This is a genomic window from Arsenicibacter rosenii, from assembly GCF_001870735.1.
Classification (GTDB): domain Bacteria; phylum Bacteroidota; class Bacteroidia; order Cytophagales; family Spirosomataceae; genus Arsenicibacter; species Arsenicibacter rosenii.
Window position 1 is genome coordinate 106638 of record NZ_MORL01000008.1, and the last position, 18783, is coordinate 125420.

21 protein-coding genes are annotated in these 18783 nt (G+C 51.1%); 11 read left to right on the forward strand and 10 right to left on the reverse strand.

The window, feature by feature from the left end; all coding sequences use genetic code 11:
• Window positions 1-157: 157 nt before the first annotated feature.
• Entirely contained in the window at window positions 158-523 is a 366-nt protein-coding gene (locus BLX24_RS16245) for a response regulator transcription factor (RefSeq protein ID WP_071504351.1), read from the reverse strand.
• Between the two features lie 508 nt (window positions 524-1031).
• Here BLX24_RS16245 and BLX24_RS32180 point away from each other — a divergent pair.
• Window positions 1032-1193 carry a lmo0937 family membrane protein gene (locus tag BLX24_RS32180; RefSeq protein WP_143092696.1) on the forward strand — a complete coding sequence of 54 codons (162 nt, stop codon included), beginning with the start codon at window positions 1032-1034 and terminating at the stop codon, window positions 1191-1193.
• 185 nt (window positions 1194-1378) lie between these two features.
• Here BLX24_RS32180 and BLX24_RS16250 read toward each other — a convergent pair whose 3' ends face one another.
• Both BLX24_RS16250 and BLX24_RS16255 read right to left on the reverse strand, forming a co-directional pair.
• Window positions 1379-2452: an endonuclease/exonuclease/phosphatase family protein gene (locus BLX24_RS16250; RefSeq protein WP_071504224.1), complete on the reverse strand. Its 1074-nt coding sequence runs from the start codon at window positions 2450-2452 to the stop codon at window positions 1379-1381.
• Window positions 2453-2631: 179 nt separating this feature from the next.
• Window positions 2632-3327 (reverse strand): head GIN domain-containing protein, encoded by a 696-nt coding sequence (locus BLX24_RS16255; protein WP_071504225.1) that lies wholly within the window; start codon window positions 3325-3327, stop codon window positions 2632-2634.
• Window positions 3328-3606: 279 nt separating this feature from the next.
• Between BLX24_RS16255 and BLX24_RS16260 the strand changes: the two genes are divergently transcribed.
• A complete protein-coding gene (locus BLX24_RS16260; protein ID WP_071504226.1) occupies window positions 3607-5139 on the forward strand; it encodes a P-loop NTPase family protein in 1533 nt (510 codons plus the stop codon).
• 24 nt (window positions 5140-5163) lie between these two features.
• On the forward strand, window positions 5164-6231 hold the full coding sequence (gene ribD, locus BLX24_RS16265) for a bifunctional diaminohydroxyphosphoribosylaminopyrimidine deaminase/5-amino-6-(5-phosphoribosylamino)uracil reductase RibD (RefSeq protein WP_071504227.1): 1068 nt from the start codon (window positions 5164-5166) through the stop codon (window positions 6229-6231).
• Here ribD and BLX24_RS16270 read toward each other — a convergent pair.
• From BLX24_RS16270 to BLX24_RS16295, 6 genes are all read right to left on the reverse strand, one after another.
• Complete coding sequence (locus BLX24_RS16270) at window positions 6212-6814, reverse strand: Uma2 family endonuclease (protein WP_229201827.1); 603 nt, start codon at window positions 6812-6814, stop codon at window positions 6212-6214. The two genes, ribD and BLX24_RS16270, sit on opposite strands and share 20 nt — an antisense overlap.
• Window positions 6815-6997: 183 nt before the next feature.
• Window positions 6998-8164 (reverse strand): N-acetylglucosamine-6-phosphate deacetylase, encoded by a 1167-nt coding sequence (gene nagA / locus BLX24_RS16275; RefSeq protein ID WP_071504229.1) that lies wholly within the window; start codon window positions 8162-8164, stop codon window positions 6998-7000.
• Between the two features lie 4 nt (window positions 8165-8168).
• Window positions 8169-8951, reverse strand: a complete 783-nt coding sequence (locus tag BLX24_RS16280) for a shikimate dehydrogenase family protein (protein ID WP_071504352.1) — start codon at window positions 8949-8951, stop codon at window positions 8169-8171.
• Between the two features lie 232 nt (window positions 8952-9183).
• Entirely contained in the window at window positions 9184-10059 is an 876-nt protein-coding gene (locus BLX24_RS16285) for an aldo/keto reductase (RefSeq protein WP_071504230.1), read from the reverse strand.
• Between the two features lie 29 nt (window positions 10060-10088).
• A complete protein-coding gene (locus BLX24_RS16290) occupies window positions 10089-10742 on the reverse strand; it encodes a DedA family protein (RefSeq protein ID WP_071504231.1) in 654 nt (217 codons plus the stop codon).
• 54 nt (window positions 10743-10796) lie between these two features.
• On the reverse strand, window positions 10797-11567 hold the full coding sequence (locus BLX24_RS16295; RefSeq protein WP_071504232.1) for a phosphosulfolactate synthase: 771 nt from the start codon (window positions 11565-11567) through the stop codon (window positions 10797-10799).
• 216 nt (window positions 11568-11783) lie between these two features.
• Between BLX24_RS16295 and BLX24_RS16300 the strand changes: the two genes are divergently transcribed.
• Window positions 11784-12227, forward strand: a complete 444-nt coding sequence (locus BLX24_RS16300) for a PaaI family thioesterase (RefSeq protein ID WP_071504233.1) — start codon at window positions 11784-11786, stop codon at window positions 12225-12227.
• 206 nt (window positions 12228-12433) lie between these two features.
• Window positions 12434-12787 carry a LytTR family DNA-binding domain-containing protein gene (locus BLX24_RS16305; RefSeq protein ID WP_071504234.1) on the forward strand — a complete coding sequence of 118 codons (354 nt, stop codon included), beginning with the start codon at window positions 12434-12436 and terminating at the stop codon, window positions 12785-12787.
• Here the strand turns inward: BLX24_RS16305 and BLX24_RS16310 are convergent.
• Window positions 12770-13435, reverse strand: coding sequence for a Uma2 family endonuclease (locus BLX24_RS16310; RefSeq protein WP_071504235.1), 666 nt, complete (start codon window positions 13433-13435; stop codon window positions 12770-12772). The genes BLX24_RS16305 and BLX24_RS16310 overlap by 18 nt on opposite strands.
• A 109-nt stretch (window positions 13436-13544) precedes the next feature.
• Here BLX24_RS16310 and rplU point away from each other — a divergent pair, with 109 nt between their 5' ends.
• The 6 genes from rplU (at window position 13545) to BLX24_RS32740 (ending at window position 18732) form a co-directional block, all read left to right on the forward strand.
• Window positions 13545-13862: a 50S ribosomal protein L21 gene (gene rplU / locus BLX24_RS16315; RefSeq protein WP_071504236.1), complete on the forward strand. Its 318-nt coding sequence runs from the start codon at window positions 13545-13547 to the stop codon at window positions 13860-13862.
• Window positions 13863-13905: 43 nt separating this feature from the next.
• The gene (gene rpmA, locus BLX24_RS16320) at window positions 13906-14163 is read left to right on the forward strand and encodes a 50S ribosomal protein L27 (RefSeq protein ID WP_071504237.1); all 258 of its coding nucleotides are present in this window, start codon (window positions 13906-13908) and stop codon (window positions 14161-14163) included.
• Between the two features lie 186 nt (window positions 14164-14349).
• Window positions 14350-14952, forward strand: coding sequence for a NifU family protein (locus BLX24_RS16325; protein ID WP_071504238.1), 603 nt, complete (start codon window positions 14350-14352; stop codon window positions 14950-14952).
• A gap of 122 nt (window positions 14953-15074) precedes the next feature.
• Complete coding sequence (locus BLX24_RS16330; protein WP_071504239.1) at window positions 15075-16481, forward strand: DUF5723 family protein; 1407 nt, start codon at window positions 15075-15077, stop codon at window positions 16479-16481.
• 1 nt (window position 16482) lies between these two features.
• A complete protein-coding gene (nhaD, locus tag BLX24_RS16335) occupies window positions 16483-17778 on the forward strand; it encodes a sodium:proton antiporter NhaD (protein ID WP_071504353.1) in 1296 nt (431 codons plus the stop codon).
• Between the two features lie 120 nt (window positions 17779-17898).
• Window positions 17899-18732, forward strand: a complete 834-nt coding sequence (locus BLX24_RS32740) for a hypothetical protein (protein ID WP_071504240.1) — start codon at window positions 17899-17901, stop codon at window positions 18730-18732.
• The last annotated feature ends 51 nt before the right edge of the window (window positions 18733-18783 follow it).

Genomic DNA, 18783 nt, shown 5'->3' on the forward strand with positions numbered 1-18783 from the left:
CGCTTACCTCATTCAGTGCCTGGCAGGACGTCAGATCATGGGAAAGGTACGTACAGTCGGTGGCATCATGATGTTTGCTGACCATTAACGGCAGTGCTCAACACCTTTTTGTTCGCCTGATTTTATTTTTCGCGGTAAACATGCAAAACAAAAATACTCAAACCTGGAGGGATTGTAAAGCTGATTCCACAGTTTTACGTGTGAAAGGTTTGCCAATAAAAAAGTCGGCTCCCTGCTCGGTGGCCCGTCTTCTTTCGGCAAGACCGTCGAAGGCACTGATCATAATGACTTTTGTCTCATTATGTGTCCCTTTTATGTTGGGCAACAGATCAAAACCAAGCCCGTCGGGCAGATTAAGATCAAGAAACACAGCATCAAAATCCTGTGTGCGAAGGCAACGACGGCCTTCTTCTAAAAAATGTGCACAAGTTGCCTGATACCCCATCCGACGGAGCAAGCCTGATAATAATAAACAAATATCAGCCTCGTCATCGACGATCAGGACACGTTTTACGGTGTTCATATTACTTACAACGGCTGGTCTAAATTGCTGTCCCGCGCCTATTCCCATTGTCCTCTCCACAAGCAATATATTTTACGGTACTTCATTATAGCTATATTAAATAATGTGCCTAAATATGTAAGTACACAAAAAAAAGCTGTCCCGCCTCCATAAATGCCAATATATTAGCCAGTTAGCAATAATTTAATATCTTACCGGATTGTTTAAGAGTCGTTAAACAAACCCCGGGTGCGTCAATTCTCTACACTTTACCTTCTACACATGTGGATTTTTTTCTACAGTTCCCGATAGTTAACTATGACTTTCTATTGGTAACAATTTATTTTTTTTCGCCCTTTTCATTTGATTTACAAGGCTTTTAGGCCTCTATAGCCTATGATTCCTGTCTATCTGGCTATTCTGGCATAACTTTTTCTAAATATTTCTGTGTAAGCGAGACAGAGTGGTAAGCCTTACCCCAAAACTGATTTACTCAACGTCGATCTGATTTACTCAACAACGTTACGTTATGGGAAACCTCTTGTATACAATCGCCGTGATACTGATCATCATCTGGTTGCTGGGCTATTTTGGCTTTGGCGGATTTGGATTAGGCAATCTGATACATGTGCTGCTGGTGATTGCGATTGTTGCGGTGCTGCTCCGGTTAATCCGCGGAAGAGGGGTTTAAACAAGAAATTAATGCTATAGGCTACTTATATAGCCGGTGAGATAGCAAGTACCTTTTTTAGTGGTACACAACATTTTAGGTGGTTTCATTTTAGGTTAAGTACAAGTTACGGTGGGTACAAAATCCCTGGGCCAACATTGAGCCCAGGGATTTTTGTTGCCGGCCGGTAAAGCCGGCCGGCACGCTTAGTCTTCGCGGGCCTTTTCAACTTTTTCCCGGGCCTCTTCCAGATCATCGCCTTCCGGCTCAGGGCGGTCGTCAAGCCGCGCGGGATCAGGGGCATACATAAACGTAGCCAGAATCGGGAAATGGTCAGAACCGCAGTTCGGAAGCTTTTTAAGGGCCAGCAGCTGAAAATGGTGTGATACGAAAATATGGTCGAGTGGCCAGCGGACAAAGAAATAACGCGCATGAAACGTGCTGTATAACCCGCGTCCGATACGGGGGTCAAATAAACCACTCAGCCGCTGAAACAAGCGTGTTGTGTGCGACCACGCGACGTCGTTCAGATCGCCGGCCACGATAACCGGCCCGGTTTTCTTCCGGGCTTCCCGCCCTACCAGCACCAGCTCCGCATCCCGCTCTGTCGACCGGTAATGTTCGGTCGGGCTCGGGGGCATCGGATGTACCCCATAAAAATTCACCCAAACTCCTGACGGCAACTGTACCTGTGTATAAATCGACGGAATATCGTCCTGAATCAGGAAACGGAGTTCGTCTTTGCGGATGGGCAGTTTTGAATAGAATAACATGCCATACGTATTTTCCAGCGGCATCAGAATACGGTAGGGATACGTCTCCTCAATCGGCTCCAGGGCACTCTTCCAGGCATTATTTGCTTCCAAAACCATCACAATATCCGGTTCATAGCGGTTAACCAGCGATTTTACCTCCGGCATATGGGTATTATACATGTATACATTTGCCGTCAGAATCCGGATGCTGTTGGCTTCGACGCGGTCTTTTTCCTGTTTGATCCGCTTAAAACGAGGCACCTGCACCGGTTTCAGCGGAGTATAAGGATAAATCAGCCAGCTTTGATAGCCCAGGCCGGCAGCCAGCCCGACCGGAATCCAGAGTCCGCCCCAGTTGCCGGCGTATCCTGCCACCACATAGGCCGTGAGCCCGATGGCTCCCATAATAGCCAGTTGTAAATGGGGAAAGTCCCAGATGCGTATCCACCAGTAATCGAGCCGGATCAGGTGAGCAAAGGACCCAAAGATGACAAAACCGGCATAGATAGCCAGTATTACGTCCATGTAAGGCATACTAGTTTTGTTCAGGAATGATGGTACACTTCATTGACCGTAACTTAAAAACAGGCTTTTCGGCTTAAAAAGTTAGTGTTTTCCTGCAAAATACAAAAGCCGTACCCTGGTCAGGTACGGCATGGCAACGCATTTATCGGGCAGCGGTCATCCGGATTCACGCAACAGCATCAGTCCCGCCGCGTAATGTCTCCTCCGCCCGACTTATTTTTCGAGATCACCCTGGGCGATCCATAGTAATAAATATCACTGCCACCGGAAGCCCGCATTTTTATCTCCCGGGTTGCATGGACGTAAGCGTCGGAGCCACCGCTGGCACTTACCATACAGATTTCGGAGGCCAGCTGCCGCGCATCCAGGTCAGCACCGCCGGAGCTTTCGGCAGTAAGCAGCCGGGCAGAGCCACGCAGCCGGGCATCGGCCCCTCCGGAAATATCAACCTCAAGCCGGTTGGCTTTCAGGTCAAGCTTCACGTCAGAACCACCGGACGCATCTATCACCAGATTGTCAAACGACAGAGTACCTTCTGAAAACAGATCGGCCCCGCCCGACGTCCGGATGTTGTTCAGTTCTTTAAAGGTCAGGTATACTTTTACGTACCGGTCGCGACCCCAGTTAAAGCCCCATGAGCGGTCGGTCGACAGGCGTAGTACACCGTTTCGGGTATCCACCTTCACCTCATCCTTATCAAATCCTTTGGCTTCGATGGTCAGACTCTCGCGGTTTCCCTGCGTTAAGTAAACATCGATCCCGTGGCTTACCTGCAAACTGTTGATACCGGAAATATGCTGGCTTGACTTCCAGCTCTGGGCCATTACTGACATGCCTGCCAGTAATAAAAGTACGGATAAACCTGCCTTTTTCATGTTCGTTTCTGGTTTAGTATCTGTGTTTGAGCAATTTATATAAATCAATTCATCTACCAACTATCGGTTGCCGGAAAATGCAGCGGGTAGTATGTTGTTTCTGGTATGTGGCTACAAAGAAAGTCGTTTCCGGGTATGATCCTTCCCGATTTCCACAAACGGTTACCGGGCCTTAACAGGTGGCTATATTGGCCGATAAACCACATATTTCGGGCCGGAAGGCACACAGAAAACCATTTCCGGCAAATCGCTGTTAGGTAATTGACTATCTTTAAACGCATGAGCTACCGAAGCCTGAAAGCAAAAGAACTTCTCAAAATCAACACCCTCGGTGAATTGAAAGCAGCAGGCTATCAGCCTCGCTCCATTAAACAGGAACTCAGAGACAACCTGATTGACAAAATCAAACGCAAGGAAGCCGTTTTTCCGGGTATCTGGGGATACGAAGACACCGTTATCCCGGATGTCGAACGCGCCATCCTGTCGATGCACCACATCAATCTGCTGGGTCTGCGCGGACAAGCCAAAACACGGATTGCCCGGCTGATGATAAACCTGCTTGATGAGTACATTCCTGTGGTCGACGGTTCTGAGTTAAACGATGATCCGCTGGAACCGCTCTCGCGTTATGCACACGATCTGATCGCTGAAAAGGGGGATGCAACCCCTGTTACCTGGCTGCACCGCAACGACCGGTATACCGAAAAATTAGCGACACCCGATGTATCGGTGGCTGACCTTATCGGCGACGTTGACCCGATCAAAGCCGCGACCCTGAAACTGCCTTATTCCGACGAACGGACAATCCATTTCGGCTTAATACCGCGCTCGCACCGTTGCTTATTCGTTATCAACGAATTACCTGATTTGCAGGCGCGTATTCAGGTATCGCTGTTCAACATTCTACAGGAAGGGGATATTCAGATCCGTGGTTTTAAACTCCGGCTCCCGCTCGATATTCAGTTTGTCTTCACGGCTAACCCGGAAGATTATACCAACCGTGGCAGTATCGTTACGCCGTTGAAAGACCGGATCGACAGCCAGATTGTGACGCACTATCCGAAGTCGATTGAGATTGGCCGGAAAATTACGCAACAGGAAGCTATCATCAAGACCGAACAAAAAGGCATGGTGAAAACCAACGACCTGGTGGCCGACCTCATCGAACAGGTTGCTATTGAAGCCCGCGAAAGTGAGTATGTCGATGCCAAAAGTGGTGTGTCGGCCCGTATGACCATTTCAGCCTTTGAAAATCTGGTGTCGGCGGCCGAACGGCGTGCCCTGATTAATGGTGAAAAAGAAACCTACGTCCGTGTGTCGGATCTGTATGGTGTGGTGCCGGCAATCTGCGGTAAAGTCGAGCTGGTCTATGAAGGAGAGGTCGAAGGACCGGTAATTGTGGCCCAGAGTCTGATCGGGAAAGCCATCCGGAATCAGTTTCTGCAATACTTCCCGAATCCGGAGAAAGCCAAGAAAGACAAACGCGGTAACCCGTACAAAAAAATCACCGACTGGTTCAGCGATGGTAATACGATGGATATCCTGAGCGATCTGCCGAACCGCGATTACGAAGCCCGTCTGCGTACCATCGACGGCCTAGATGATCTGGTTGATGACCTGATGCCGCGCCTGACTAAATCCGAAAAGCTGTTTATGATGGAGTTTGCGCTGCATGGTGTTGCCGAGCATTCGCTCATCGGTAAAAAAGCGCTCGATACCGGGCTACAGTTCAAGGATTTGCTGGGGTCAATGTTTAATCCCGACAGCGCCTTCGGCCAGGATGACGACGAAGACGACGATGATCAGTACTGATAACCTGCTATTGGCGATTGCCGGATGACAACACACGAACAATTTATGCTCCGCGCCCTTGAGTTAGCTGCTCTCGGGCGCGGTTTTGTTAGCCCCAATCCGATGGTGGGCTGCGTTATCGTTTACGAAGCTTCAGACAGAGAGCCACGGATTATTGGCGAAGGCTGGCACCGGCAGTATGGCAGCTGGCATGCTGAGGTAAACGCGGTGCAATCCGTTGCTGCTGCCGACGACGCGCTGCTGCCCGAATCGACGGTGTACGTAACCCTCGAACCCTGCTCCCATTTCGGCAAAACGCCCCCCTGCGCCGACCTGCTCATCAGCAAACGGGTCAAGCGCGTTATCTGCTGCAACGACGACCCGAATCCGCTGGTGGCGGGCAAAGGCTTTCAGAAACTCCGCGAGGCCGGGATTGAGGTCATTACCGGCGTGCTGGCCGAGCAGGGACGCCGCTTAAATGCCCGTTTTTTTACCATGATGGAGCAGCAACGGCCATATATCCTGCTCAAATGGGCCGAAACGGCCGATGGATACCTGGCTGGCCCTGACTTCCGGCAAGTACAGATTTCGGGGCCTATGGCGCAGCGGTTTGTGCATCGCTGGCGTACGGAAGAAGATGCGATTATGGTTGGCACAAATACCGCCCGGCACGATAACCCGAAGCTCAACGTGCGCCTATGGCCTGCGCAACCCGGGCAGCAACCCATACGGATTGTGATTGATAAAAACGGCACGTTGCCGGAAACGCTGCACCTGTTTGACGGGTCACAGCCGACACTTATCTATACCCTGAAACAACCACAGGATGCCCGGCGGGGCGAGGTTATTGTACTCCATCCGGAGCAGGATTTTCTGCCGCAACTGCTGGCTGACCTGCACAAGCGGAAGGTTCAATCGGTGTTGGCAGAAGGCGGCACCACGCTGCTGAATTCGTTGCTCGATGCCGGGCTGTGGGATGAGATGCGGGTTTTCCGGTCGCCAAACCTGCTGGGTGGCGGCATCAAGGCACCGACTATACAAGGTACACTGCTCAGCCGTGAACCGGTCGGCGATGATGAGTTGTGGACGCTGGTTAACCCCTCGCCATTGTAGCGATCATGTCCATATTCGCCCCATCATCGAAGACTGCACGGATTGGTATCTGAAAGCCGGTCAGGGCAAAACTTTTAATTGTTCCTTCGCTGGCTTTCAGAATGAGTTCGTACGCATTGTTTACCAAATGATATTGCTCAATCGTCTGTGCATCAGGATCAATAATCCAGTATTCTTCAATCCCATGCGCTTCATAATCGTAAAACTTGATACCGCGGTCCCGTTTTGCAGTGCCTTCCGACAAAACCTCTACAACCAGGTCAGGAGCCGGAAATAAGGTCTGGGCAGGCACAAAGCTGTCTGCCTTTTCTTTTTTGAAAAAGCAGATGTCCGGTTCATAATCGTTACGGGTCAGCGCCGTCATGATTTTTTCGATACCGACGAAACCAAGCTTGTGTTTACGGGCGTAAAGATCAAGGAGTTCACTCAGGAATTTTGTCGCCTCATTATGCGCTTTTTTTACCGGTGAATGCATAATGATCTCGCCATTAATGAACTCAACTTTCATGCTTTCATCAATAGCATTATAGAATGCAACCCGCTTTGCTCGTTCTTCATTCAATAGTACCTGCACTTCCTGCATAATCAGGTACGCTTCCGGACTATCTAAAATCTGTTCTATTAACTGAGTACGCATCTCCCGTTTTTTTCTGCTTACTAAATTACGAATAATCCTGAAAAGAATACAGAGGACTATCGTCTGGTAGTGGCACGACCAGGCCCCCCGAGGGTATCCTCCGGTCGTGCCACCAATAACCGGCAATCGTTACACGGCCCAGACCCCTTTAATACCCAGATTCGCGTCGATCCGGACGAGGTTGGCCATGTAGCCCGGCGCAATTTTGCCCAGCTGATGCCCCATCCCGATGATTTCGGCCGGGGTGGTCGACGCCATGCGCAACACATCCATTAACGGCAGCCTCGCCTTTTCGACACAGACCTTTACCGCATCCAGCAACGTAATCGACGAACCGGCCAGTTTTCCTTCCTGATTGGTATAGCGCCCGAGGCCGGGCTCTACCTGTTCGTACCGGATGATAAAATCCTCAAAATCCAGACTGGCGCGGGGGCCTGCCGGATTGCCCGGACTGGCAAACGTAGCGTCGGAAATCAGGAACAGGCGGTCGCCCATCTGCTTGTGCGCCATCCGGATCGCTACCGGATCACAGTGAAAGCTATCGGCAATGAGGCTCGCCCGCACCGTCGGGTGGTCGAAAATGGCCCCGACAACACCTGGCTCGCGGCTCTCAAAACCACGCATGGCGTTGAAGAGATGCGTGGCCAGCGGAATACCGGCTGTAAAAGCACTCGTTGCTTCTTCGTAAGTCGCATTGCTATGGCCCAGTGACAGCAGACAACCTTCGGGCTTGTACGTCTGAATGTGCAGCAACTGCATTTCGTCAAATACCTCCGTCGCGATGGTTATAATTTTAATAACCCCTTCGCCCTTGTCAAACAGCTCGTCCAGCTCATCCTCGTTGGGTTGCCGCACGTAGTTTATGCTGTGTGCGCCCCGTTTAACGGGGTTGATATAGGGGCCTTCGACATGTAGCCCCAACACACCGAATGGCTCTTCGGCCTGCACCTCCCGCACTGCCTCAATGGCCTGCAAAATGACATCGTGCGATGTTGAATAGAGCGTCGGCACCACCGAGGTTGTCCCCGCCGACCGATGCGTATCGAGGATGTGCCGTACGGTTTCAGCCGTCGGCGATTCGTTCAGGAAAGTCTCCGCACCACCATACAGTTGCAGGTCAACGAAGCCAGGCACGAGGTAATCGCCCTGCAAGTCAACTACGTCCTCCCCTTCCCCGACAACCAGTCCGTCTGCCGGTATTGGGGCCACCTCAACAATCTGCCCGTCGTCTACGCGGACAAAGACATTGGACAATAAATCATTTCCGGTAAAAACCGTGGTATTCGTAAAAATCATCGTATTACTTGGTTTGCCAGATTTCCCAGGCTTTCTCGGCTTGCAGAATCAGCATTTCCAGCCCGTTCATGACATGTGCTCCCTGCGCAAGGCCCTTTTTCATGAAAAGCGTTTCCGCCGGATTATATACCAGATCATACAGCCAATGCCGGTCCGTCAGTTGCTCATACGGCAATTCAGGAGCGGTATCGATGTTCGGATAGGTCCCCACTGGTGAGCAGTTGACAATCAGCCGGTACTGCTCAATAACCGCCGGTAATTCAGCATACGTCAGGTTCTCATCCGTTTTTGTACGCGATACCATTTTATGGCGGATGCCCAGATCGGTCAATGCCGCCACGACCGCCTTCGACGCACCACCCGTGCCGAGGACAAGAGCGCGGAGCGGAGAGCTTAGAGCGGAGGGTTCCCCTTGCTCTAAGCTCTCCGCTCTCCGCTCTTCGCCCATCCACGCTTCCAGCGACTGACGGAAGCCGTAATAATCTGAGTTAAAACCGGTACGGGAGCCATCGTCCTCAATCCGGATGACGTTTACCGCACCAACCTTTTCGGCCGAGGCGTCGAGGCGGTTCAGGAAAGGCAACACGGCTTGTTTGTGCGGAATGGTTACGTTCAGACCACGCAGGTTGGGTAAGTCCAGCAGTTCGGGCAGTGCCGTGGCCACGTCGGGCATTTCGAACAGATCGTAACGGCAGTCGGTAATGCCTTCGCGGGCGAATTTTTCGGTAAAATATTTTTGGGAAAACGAATGGGTCAGCGGAAAACCAATCAGGCCAAAACGTGTCATACGCGTGTGTCCGGTTAAATTTCCGGCAAGATTATCTGCTTTTGCCAGGATTAACAAGGGGAATAGTGAATCTTTTACGACTGCGCAAAAGGTAAACCGGAATGATATTCCGGTTACAGGAAGATGTGGATATCAATGCAATAACCGGCATAGCCTGCTCAACAAAACGGCCTGTCCGTCGTGCATAAGCAGACAAACAGGCCGTAAATAGTATTTTAATGTATAAACGCTGTTATTTCAGCATGGCCAGATCATACAGCATGTACCAGTCTTCGTGTGAGAGTTTAATATCCGCTGCATTTACTGCATTCCGGATACGCTGCTCAGATAACGAGCCGATAATAGGCAGGGTACCAAGCTGATAGAGCCAGGCCACCGCAATCTGCTCAACGTTGGCATTGTGTTTCTGTCCGATTTCTTCCAGCTTTGTCCGCAGCAACACCGCTTTATGGTCATTACCGCTCAGGATACGGCCACCGGCCAGCGGGGCCCACGCCAGCGGCTTGCTGAAACGCTGCTTGATAAAGTCGATCCGGCCATCTTCGAGCGCCGACGTATTGACCAGGTTCAATTCAATATGGTTCGTAACGATCGGCTGCAGCAGGCTCGATTCCAGCAGCTGATGCTGAAAGACCGAGAAGTTGCTTACGCCCAGATGACGGATTTTTCCGGCATTGACCATCTCGGTCAGCACATGCGCCGTTTCTTCCGGATTGCTGAGCATATCCAGATGATTCAGCAGGAAAATGTCGAGATAATCCGTTTGCAGGTTCCGCAGCGAGTTTTCGACACTTTTGGTGATGTATTCGCGGGTGTTGTCGTAATAGGTAAAACCCGCCGCCGACGTCCGGACCCCGCACTTGCTGAACAGCACAAGGTCTTCGCGCCGGATTGATTTCTGCTTGATTACCTGGCCGAAGTACCCTTCGATTGCCCCGTTTCCGTAGTTATCGGCATGGTCGAAGGTGTTAATACCCAGCTCAAGGCAGAGGTTAACGACTTTTTCCATGGTGCCGATTGTCTCAGCACCTTTATCTTCCCAGCGCCAGAAGCCATAGATCGCTTCGGTGACTTTAGGACCGGAATCGCTTAAATATACTTTTTTCATGAGTCTACGGTTTTTCAGCTATGATCTGACTAGGCTTCAGTACGACGCATCCTGCGCTTAACCACTTCATACACCATGGGCAGGACCGACAAACCAATGATGCCGAACACGACCAGCTCGAAGTTTTTCTGAACGATTTCAATGTTGCCGAAGAAATAGCCCAGCAACGAAATACTCGTTACCCAAAGCAAGGCACCCGCAATGCAGAACCGGATATACGTCCCGTAGTTCATGCTGCCGGCACCGGCAACAAAGGGAGCAATCGTACGCACAATCGGGATAAAACGGGCGATAATCACCGTCCGGCCACCATATTTGGCATAGAACTGCTCGGTTTCCGTAATATATTCCCGTTTAAAGAACAGAATACGGTCCCTCATCTTGATTTGCGCACCCAGCTTTTTCCCGACAAAGTAATTCACGTTATCGCCCATCAGGGCGGCCACGATCAGGAGCGGAATGATGACACCCACACTCAGGTCGTTGGTATCGCGGGCGGCCAGCGCACCGGCCGCAAACAACAGCGAGTCGCCCGGCAGCAACGGCATCACAATCAGACCGGTTTCGGTGAAGACGATCAGAAACAGGATGGCGTACAGCAGCAAGCCGTAGTCATTGGCCCACGCATCGAGGTAGCGGTCGAGGTGTAGTAAAAAATCGATCAGAGATTTAATCAGCTCCATTGGTTTGCTTTTGGTTTACGCGATGCCGAAGCAATCAGCGGGTTGGTTGATGGACTACTGCTTTGCGTTATCCAGAAAATGGGTGAAGGTATCGCCACGTAAGCCAAGACGGATCGTTTCGAGCGGAATGACCTCGTGTGGTGCGATATTACCCAGATTCACGTTGGTACCCAGTAATTTAACAAACCAGACCTGCTGCGATTTCTGAGGAGCTTCCCAAATAATGCTTTCAAAAGGCACCTGCGTCAGAATTTCTTCGACAAGCCCCTGACGCACTTCACCGCTCGAGCGGAACAGACCGACGTTTCCCCCTTCGCGGGCCTCGCCGATTACTTTCCAGGCACCGGCCTGCAGTTCGGCCTGCATTAGTTGAATCCATTTATAGGGCGGAATAATCTTGGCTTCGTCTTTCGAGCCCACTTCCGACAAGACCGTAACCTGCTTTGCCAGTTTGCTGATGTATTCGCATTTCACATCCTGCGGCATTTCGATAGACCCATCCGAAACCTCAGCGTATTTCATGTCATACCGATCCAGAAGGCGCTGATAATCTTCGAATTGATTCCGGACCACAAAGGCTTCAAACAATGTCCCGCCGAAGTAAACAGGGATGCCGGCGTCACGATAAACGTCCAGCTTTTCGCTCAGGTTCGGGGTAACAAACGATGTAGCCCAACCCAATTTTACGATATCAATATAGTTGGCTGATGTTGCTAACAAGTCTTCGACCTGTCTTATGCTCAAGCCCTTGTCCATGACCATTGTCAACCCGCTTTGACGGGGTTTCACGGTACGCTCGGGGATTTGCGTCAGTGTATAGTTCATCCGCTAGTGTAGGGGAAGATCTTGAAAAAAAAACGCCCAAAAGTAACACAACTACCCGAAACCTCACAGGAAAGTACAGAAATTTAAGCAAGCGAACGGGGTTTTGCCTGGTTAAATCCAACTACTATATCGACTCAAGGCGAATATATTTGTGTACATATTTCGCCGTTAAGCGTTCATCAGCTAAACTTGTGCAGTTAAAATTGAGGAGTAATAATGGAAACAAACCCCCGCCTGCGTTTTTTTCAATCGATGTTGGGTCAGTCCATGACCAACAGCCCCTCGCCGGTCGGCCGCTGGCTGAACGGTACTTTACGGGAGGCTGAATCCGGCAAACTGGTTGTCGACTATGTTGTCCGCGAAGACCTGACCAATCCGGCCGGCGTACTGCACGGGGGGGCCGCAGCGGCTATTCTTGACGACATTGCGGGGGCCATGGTCTTTACCCTCGGCCGCGAATACGCGTATACTTCGGTGAATCTGAACGTTGATTTTCTGCACGCGGCCCGTCTGGGAGAAACCATTACGGCGACCGCTCAGGCCGTCCGGACCGGCAAAAACATCATCCATGCCGAGAGCGTCATCCGCGCCGCCGACGGTAAAATCATCGCTAAAGCGGCCACGAACCTGATTCAGACCTCGGTAAAAATGCCGTTTTGAGCCATTAGCAATGCGTTCCCGTTTATAGTTTACGAAACGGGCGACATAAGTTATCGGGTCTTATGAGTCTGGTAATTACAAAATGCGGAGCAGATCCCCGGTTATGAGGGATAAAATCCCTGAATTTCAGGATAGCAATCCGCAGACCGGATAGGGAAATTTGCTCAGGTGTCAGACTCAGACACCTGCCTAAAGCCATATCCGTTATGACATTTATCCGTTTCGACAAGCAAGCCATCGCCGCCAGGTCCATTATCTGGCTGGAAGGCGACTGGAATTACACCCGTATTTATCAGCAGGATAAACCCACAAAAATGAGTGCTTACACACTCAAGTGGTATCAGGAACAACTAGCCGATTTTATCAGAGTCAGGAAAGATGCCATCGTGAACCCGCAACACATCCGGGCTGTTCTGTCGACGCCCAGTCAGCCGCGGCGGCTGCGGTTGCTGCTGAGTAATGGCGATGAAGTAGAAGTGGCCCGCCGCCGGCAGGTTTTTGTAAAGCGCCGGCTACAGGACGGCCAGTATGAAAAGGGGCCGTTACACGCTGCTAATTAGCCCCTGTAGCGCTATCATATTGGCATGTGCATCAAAAACTGCCTTTACCGGAATCGTAAAAGCCGGAAGGATAACGCTGGACACGGTCTGGCCAATCTGGTAGCGGCCCTGTAAGGCATAGGCTTCGGTATCAGCGTCAATAGTATATAGCTCAACAGTCTGGCGTGTCGGGTCAACAATCCAGTATTCGGCAACACCATGCACGGCATAATCATCAAACTTAATGTCGCGGTCATTCCTCTCCGTGCTTTTCGACAAGACTTCCACCACTAAATCAGGTGCCGGATAATACAAGGAATCAGGACTGATGTGTGCTGCTTTGGCAGGCCCGAAGTAGCACACGTCCGGTTCGTAACTGTTGCGCGTCAGTTCGACGAGGGCTTTTTCAACAACGACAATGCCCCGGGAATGACGCATGATGAAGACATTGAGCAATGTTCCGAGATGCATTACCGCCATGTTATGCTTGTGTAATGCGGGCGAGTGCACAACGATTTCTCCGTTGATAAACTCGGCTTTCATCGTATCATCCATCCACTCATAAAACGCACGGCGGCGGTTTTGTTCATCATTCAGAATGGCCTGCACCTGCTGAATAATCTGCGGTGCTTTCGGGGATTCCAGTAAACGGGCGGCTAATTCGTTCATAATCGGCTCAGACAACTACTCAAAGATACATTTTTTCCGCCGTTACACTGGCCTTAATCAATAGATTTCCCTATATTTGCACCCTCATTTCCAAAATTATACACGAATCATGTACGCAATCGTAGAGATCGCAGGACAGCAGTTTAAAGTTCAGAAAGGTCGCTCTATCTATACGCACCGTTTAGAAGGCGACGCTGACGCTGTGCTTGCATCCGACAAGGTGAAAGTTCTCCTTGTTGATAACGAAGGCAGCATCTCTGTAGGTGCTCCAGTAGTTGAAGGTGCTTCTGTAACGGCGAAAATCGTTGAACACCTGAAAGGCGAAAAAGTAATCGTCTTCAAAAAGAAACGCCGGAAAGGCTACAAAAAGAAAAACGGCCACCGTCAGTACCTGACGAAGGTGTTAATCGAAGATATAACTCTGTAACGTTTGGCTCTTAACGCACGTTAAGCCTTAAACACAAAACAAAATGGCACACAAGAAAGGTGTAGGTAGTTCCAAGAACGGCCGTGACTCGATAAGCAAGCGCCTTGGCGTTAAATTGTTCGGTGGTCAGAAAGCTATCGCCGGAAACATCATCGTGCGTCAGCGCGGTACACAACATCACCCTGGTCAGGGCGTAGGTATCGGCCGTGACCATACCCTGTTTGCTCTGGTCGACGGCGTGGTTAAATTCCAGGCTGGCCGCAGCAACCGCTCGTATGTTCACATCGTACCTGCTGAATAAGCAATTACGAACCGACATACAGTCCTGAAAAATCCCGCATGGCATCCCATGCGGGATTTTTCGTTTGGAGCACACGCAACTAAAATGCACAGGCGTTTGTTTCAGACACAGAAAACGCCTCTCCCGTCTGTAGGGATAGCCTGGATAAAACCGGGAAACACGAGGCTATTTAGCCAAACTCCCAAGATGAACGATCTACTTCAACGTCCTGTATCTATTTACGCGCAGCAAAACCCGAACCCAAACTCGATGAAGTTTGTGCTGAACGTAGAGCTCGTACCTGATGGACTTTCATTCGATTATGCAGAACCAGGCGAAGCGCTGCTCGATGGCAAGGCCTCGCCCCTGGTGGTTGCTTTATTTGGCTTTGACTTTGTCCGCCGCGTATTTATTGCCAGCAACTTCATTACCATCACCAAAGATGATCTGACCGATTGGGATGAGATCATGTTTGAGGTAAAACAGTTTCTGAAACAATACTTCGACGAAAAGCAGCCGGTCTTTGCCCAACGTACGGTAGATGCTAACTCGGTGCGGGTTGATGCTGATTCCGAGACGGTTCAAAAAATTAAGGCTGTACTCGAACAATATATTCGTCCGGCAGTTGAATCAGATGGAGGAGCCATTAACTTTTATTCCTTCGATCCGGAAACCGGCACGGTAAAGGTATTACTTCAGGGCGCATGCAGCGGCTGTCCATCATCGACCCTGACCCTCAAGGCAGGTATCGAAAATCTGATGACCCGTTTAGTCCCGGAAGTCAAACAAGTAGAAGCTGAAGGTGTATAATAGTGGTGTGGTACAGTAGCAGCAGATCCGGCAGTAGCATCAGTAAATAAGACAAAATATTCCCTGAAGCTGCTGCCAACTGCTACTGATTTACTTATTTTGGGGCAAAAAACGCCTGAGGCATGAATGTAAGGCTTTTGTTGGGGCCGGGCCTGTTGTTTCTCGCAACAGCAAGCCCGGCTCAAAATTTTCTGGGACTGTCGACTAATCCGCGTAGCGGAACGCATCGTACATACATTAATCCGGCCCTGTCGGCCGACTCTCCGCACAAGTTCGACCTGAATATAGCCGCGGCGAATATTCACGTAAACAACAACTTTGTCCGGTATCAGGCACCTTATTCCATCCTTACCCTGCTGACCAACAACGTACCGGATCAGTACAAACGGCCGGACGGATCGCTTGATTTTAAACCGGCTTACACGAAGGAAATTCTGGACGGCCAGCCTAAAAACGTCACCGTATGGGGCGAGCTTCGCGGCCCGGCCCTTCGCCTGCCTGTGGGTGAAGGCGGTAGCCTGACGCTGAGCACCCGTCTGCGCGGAACGGCTCAGGTGCTGGGTGCGTCAGAAGATTTGCTGTCGGCCATCCGCGCCAGCCTCGCCGATAATGCCCTATACAGCATTCCGAACCAGAACAACCGGTTCAATGTCGGCGCAAATGTGTATTCGGAATATGCCCTTACCTATGCCAAACCCATCGCCGAAACCGATGCGGTCCGCGTCCTGGCGGGAGCTACCCTGAAATACCTGCGCGGCTTTACAGCCGGCTATCTGGTCAACAACCAGCTGAATTACTCCCTGCAATCAGAAACAACCCCGCCTAATAACCCTTACCTGCAGATAAGTCAGATTGATGCCCGCATGGCATTTACCAACTACCTGCAAAACAAACCGTTGACGATGAGCACGTTCTTCTCGGGTAATGTGCCTGGTAAAGGAGTAGGGGCAGATTTCGGCATCGCTATCATGAATCAGGTCGAAGACGATCAGCCGGTCTGGCAGCTGAGCCTGAGTCTGACCGATTTTGGGACCATTTTTTATAACGGAGAGTCGTACGACATCAACGAGCAGAATGTCAAAATCACGCCGGGCGATTTTAACAACGTTTCAGTCACCAGTCCTGAGCAGGTGGCCAATGTGGTTCGGGAAAAGCTGAATCTGTCACCGGCTACCAGTATCGGCCATTTTAAAATGACCCTCCCGACGGCCCTCAACCTGACGGCCGACTTACAGGCAACGGATAAGGTTGGCATAGGCTTTGTCTGGCGGCAAAACGTACTAAGCAGCCAGGCTGCGGCAGTTCGTCAGCCCACACTGCTATCGGTTGTGCCACGCTACGATACCAAACTTATTACGCTTGCTGCTCCGGTTACCTACCTCAATCAGACCATTTTACTAGGACTTTCGGCCCGTGTCGGTCCGTTCTGGCTTGGATCTGACAATATTTTTGGCCTAATTGGGAATGGTAACAACGGCATTCACCCGCGGGGTACAGATCTGTATGCCGGGGTATGCTTCGGCTTCTGACATGATTATCTCACTCATTACCATCTTTCTGCTTGGGTATTTACTGATTACCTTAGAACATCCGATTCACATTAACAAAACCGCCACGGCCTTAATAACGGGGGTTTTGTGTTGGGCAGCATATGCCCTGATGACGGCCGACAACCACCTCGTAACGGAGCAGCTGACCGAACATCTGGGCAGCGTTGCCGAGATTCTGTTTTTCCTGATGGGGGCCATGACCGTCGTTGAGCTCATTGACGCCCACGATGGATTTACCTTGATCACCGACCGCATCGCCAGCCGCAACACCCGGACCCTGCTCTGGATTATCTGTCTTCTTTCGTTTTTTATGTCGGCCCTGCTCGATAACCTGACTACCTCGATTGTGATGGTGTCGGTTGCCCGTAAGCTGGTCAAAAATGCAGAGCAGCGGAAAATCATTGCAGGCATGATCATTATTGCGGCCAACTCTGGTGGTGCATGGTCGCCGATCGGTGATGTCACGACGACCATGCTCTGGATCGGCGGACAGGTTACCACGGGCAATATCATTACCACCTTGTTTATCCCGAGCCTGGCCTCCCTGCTGGTGCCGCTCACGATTCTTACGTTTAGCTATCCGGCCGAAACGCAGGTGACCAGTACATCGGCCACCAAAGGAATCAGCCGCCCGTATGTTAACGTGCAGGCCCGCCGCGACCGCCGCCTGATGTTATCGATTGGTCTGGGCGGTATGCTCTTTGTTCCGATTTTCAAGATGGTTACCCACCTGCCGCCGTACATGGGCATGATGCTCGTACTGGGTTGTATCTGGGTCGCGTCAGAGCTGATTCATAAAGATAAAGATGAGGCAGAGCGCAGGAAATTTACGGCTGCGTATGCTCTCAGCCGGATCGATGTACCGAGTATTCTGTTTTTTCTGGGCATTTTGCTGGCCGTAGGCACCCTTGAAGTAACCGGCGTACTGACCACACTAGCCCAGGCCCTCGACAAAGCCGTTGGCAACCTTGATCTGATTGTGCTGCTGATCGGTATCGTTTCGGCCGTAGTTGATAACGTCCCGATTGTGGCAGCGGCCATGGGTATGTATGATCTTCAGACTTTCCCGGCCGACCATAAGCTATGGGAGTTTCTTGCCTACTGCGCCGGAACGGGTGGCAGCATACTCGTGATCGGTTCGGCAGCGGGAGTCGCTGTTATGGGCATGGAGCATTTAGACTTTGGCTGGTATCTCCGCAAAATCAGCTGGCTGGCGCTCATTGGCTACATCACAGGAGCCGCTATCTATCTGGCCCAGTTTGCCCTTCTTCATTAAAAACAGCTTCGTTCAGGTTAAACTATTCCCGGAATAAATAGTCAAAAAATTGCCGGGTTTTTACTTGAATTTTTACCTTTGGCAAATCGTATTCCTGTTTTTCTTTAGGTGGTCAAACACATGAAAAAGCTCATTCTAACCTTTTTACTGACGCCGGCGGCTCTCTTTGCGGCCATGGCACAAACACCCTCAGCCGACGAAGTGCTGGACAAGTATCTGGCGGCCATCGGCGGCAAAGATTTTGTTAAGGGCATTACGGATCTGCGCATCGAAATGTCGGCAGATTTTAATGGTAATACCGCCCTGATTACCCGCAAAGCTAAGGCACCCAACAAATCATCCATGACGATCAACATGAACGGCATGGAAGTGATGAAAATGACATCCGACGGCACCAAAGCGGCTTCCGGCGGTATGCGTGGCACGCAGGCTATGGAAGGTGCGGCGGCCCAGAGCTATATTCTGCAAAACTCACTTTTCCCGGAAGCCCACTATGCAGAGCTTGGTCTGAAAGCAACCGTTGACGGGACCGAAAAAGTAGACGGTCAGGATGCCTACAAAGTGACGTTTGCCAACGCCGACGGATCGGTAAGCTGGTCTGAGTTTTATGACGTTGCCAGCGGCCTGAAAGTACAGACCGTATCGAAAGGCGGTATGGGCGGTCGCGGTATGGGTGGCCGTGGCGGCGGACAAGGTGGCCAGGGCGGTGCTCCCGGCGGCGGTCAGGGTCAGGGCGGTGCTCCCGGCGGCGGACAAGGTGGTCAGGGCGGTGGCCGGCAAGGTGGCGGCGGCCCGATGCTGCAAACCGTTAAGTATAGCAAATACAAGGACTTTAAAGGACTGAAATACCCGACCATTCAGATGCAGGAAACCCCGCAGGGCCCCCGCGAAACATCGATTGACAAGGTGCGTTTCAACGAAGGGCTGAAAGAGTCTGACTTTAAAGTCGAATAAGAACACGCTCAGCAACCTCTTCCGACAGAAGCCCGGTTGTTCCTGCCACAG

Bases quoted from the DNA above. Each gene is read 5' to 3' on its own strand.
- BLX24_RS16245 (WP_071504351.1), bottom strand. From the start codon at position 523: ATGAACACCGTAAAACGTGTCCTGATCGTCGATGACGAGGCTGATATT.
- BLX24_RS16325 (WP_071504238.1), top strand. From the start codon at position 14,350: ATGAACGATCTACTTCAACGTCCTGTATCTATTTACGCGCAGCAAAAC.
- BLX24_RS16255 (WP_071504225.1), bottom strand. From the start codon at position 3,327: ATGAAAAAGGCAGGTTTATCCGTACTTTTATTACTGGCAGGCATGTCA.
- BLX24_RS16300 (WP_071504233.1), top strand. From the start codon at position 11,784: ATGGAAACAAACCCCCGCCTGCGTTTTTTTCAATCGATGTTGGGTCAG.
- BLX24_RS32180 (WP_143092696.1), top strand. From the start codon at position 1,032: ATGGGAAACCTCTTGTATACAATCGCCGTGATACTGATCATCATCTGG.
- BLX24_RS16285 (WP_071504230.1), bottom strand. From the start codon at position 10,059: ATGAAAAAAGTATATTTAAGCGATTCCGGTCCTAAAGTCACCGAAGCG.
- nhaD (WP_071504353.1), top strand. From the start codon at position 16,483: ATGATTATCTCACTCATTACCATCTTTCTGCTTGGGTATTTACTGATT.
- BLX24_RS16330 (WP_071504239.1), top strand. From the start codon at position 15,075: ATGAATGTAAGGCTTTTGTTGGGGCCGGGCCTGTTGTTTCTCGCAACA.
- BLX24_RS16305 (WP_071504234.1), top strand. From the start codon at position 12,434: ATGACATTTATCCGTTTCGACAAGCAAGCCATCGCCGCCAGGTCCATT.
- BLX24_RS16310 (WP_071504235.1), bottom strand. From the start codon at position 13,435: ATGAACGAATTAGCCGCCCGTTTACTGGAATCCCCGAAAGCACCGCAG.
- nagA (WP_071504229.1), bottom strand. From the start codon at position 8,164: ATGATTTTTACGAATACCACGGTTTTTACCGGAAATGATTTATTGTCC.
- BLX24_RS16250 (WP_071504224.1), bottom strand. From the start codon at position 2,452: ATGGACGTAATACTGGCTATCTATGCCGGTTTTGTCATCTTTGGGTCC.
- BLX24_RS32740 (WP_071504240.1), top strand. From the start codon at position 17,899: ATGAAAAAGCTCATTCTAACCTTTTTACTGACGCCGGCGGCTCTCTTT.
- ribD (WP_071504227.1), top strand. From the start codon at position 5,164: ATGACAACACACGAACAATTTATGCTCCGCGCCCTTGAGTTAGCTGCT.
- BLX24_RS16270 (WP_229201827.1), bottom strand. From the start codon at position 6,814: ATGCAGGAAGTGCAGGTACTATTGAATGAAGAACGAGCAAAGCGGGTT.
- rpmA (WP_071504237.1), top strand. From the start codon at position 13,906: ATGGCACACAAGAAAGGTGTAGGTAGTTCCAAGAACGGCCGTGACTCG.
- BLX24_RS16260 (WP_071504226.1), top strand. From the start codon at position 3,607: ATGAGCTACCGAAGCCTGAAAGCAAAAGAACTTCTCAAAATCAACACC.
- rplU (WP_071504236.1), top strand. From the start codon at position 13,545: ATGTACGCAATCGTAGAGATCGCAGGACAGCAGTTTAAAGTTCAGAAA.
- BLX24_RS16280 (WP_071504352.1), bottom strand. From the start codon at position 8,951: ATGACACGTTTTGGCCTGATTGGTTTTCCGCTGACCCATTCGTTTTCC.
- BLX24_RS16295 (WP_071504232.1), bottom strand. From the start codon at position 11,567: ATGAACTATACACTGACGCAAATCCCCGAGCGTACCGTGAAACCCCGT.
- BLX24_RS16290 (WP_071504231.1), bottom strand. From the start codon at position 10,742: ATGGAGCTGATTAAATCTCTGATCGATTTTTTACTACACCTCGACCGC.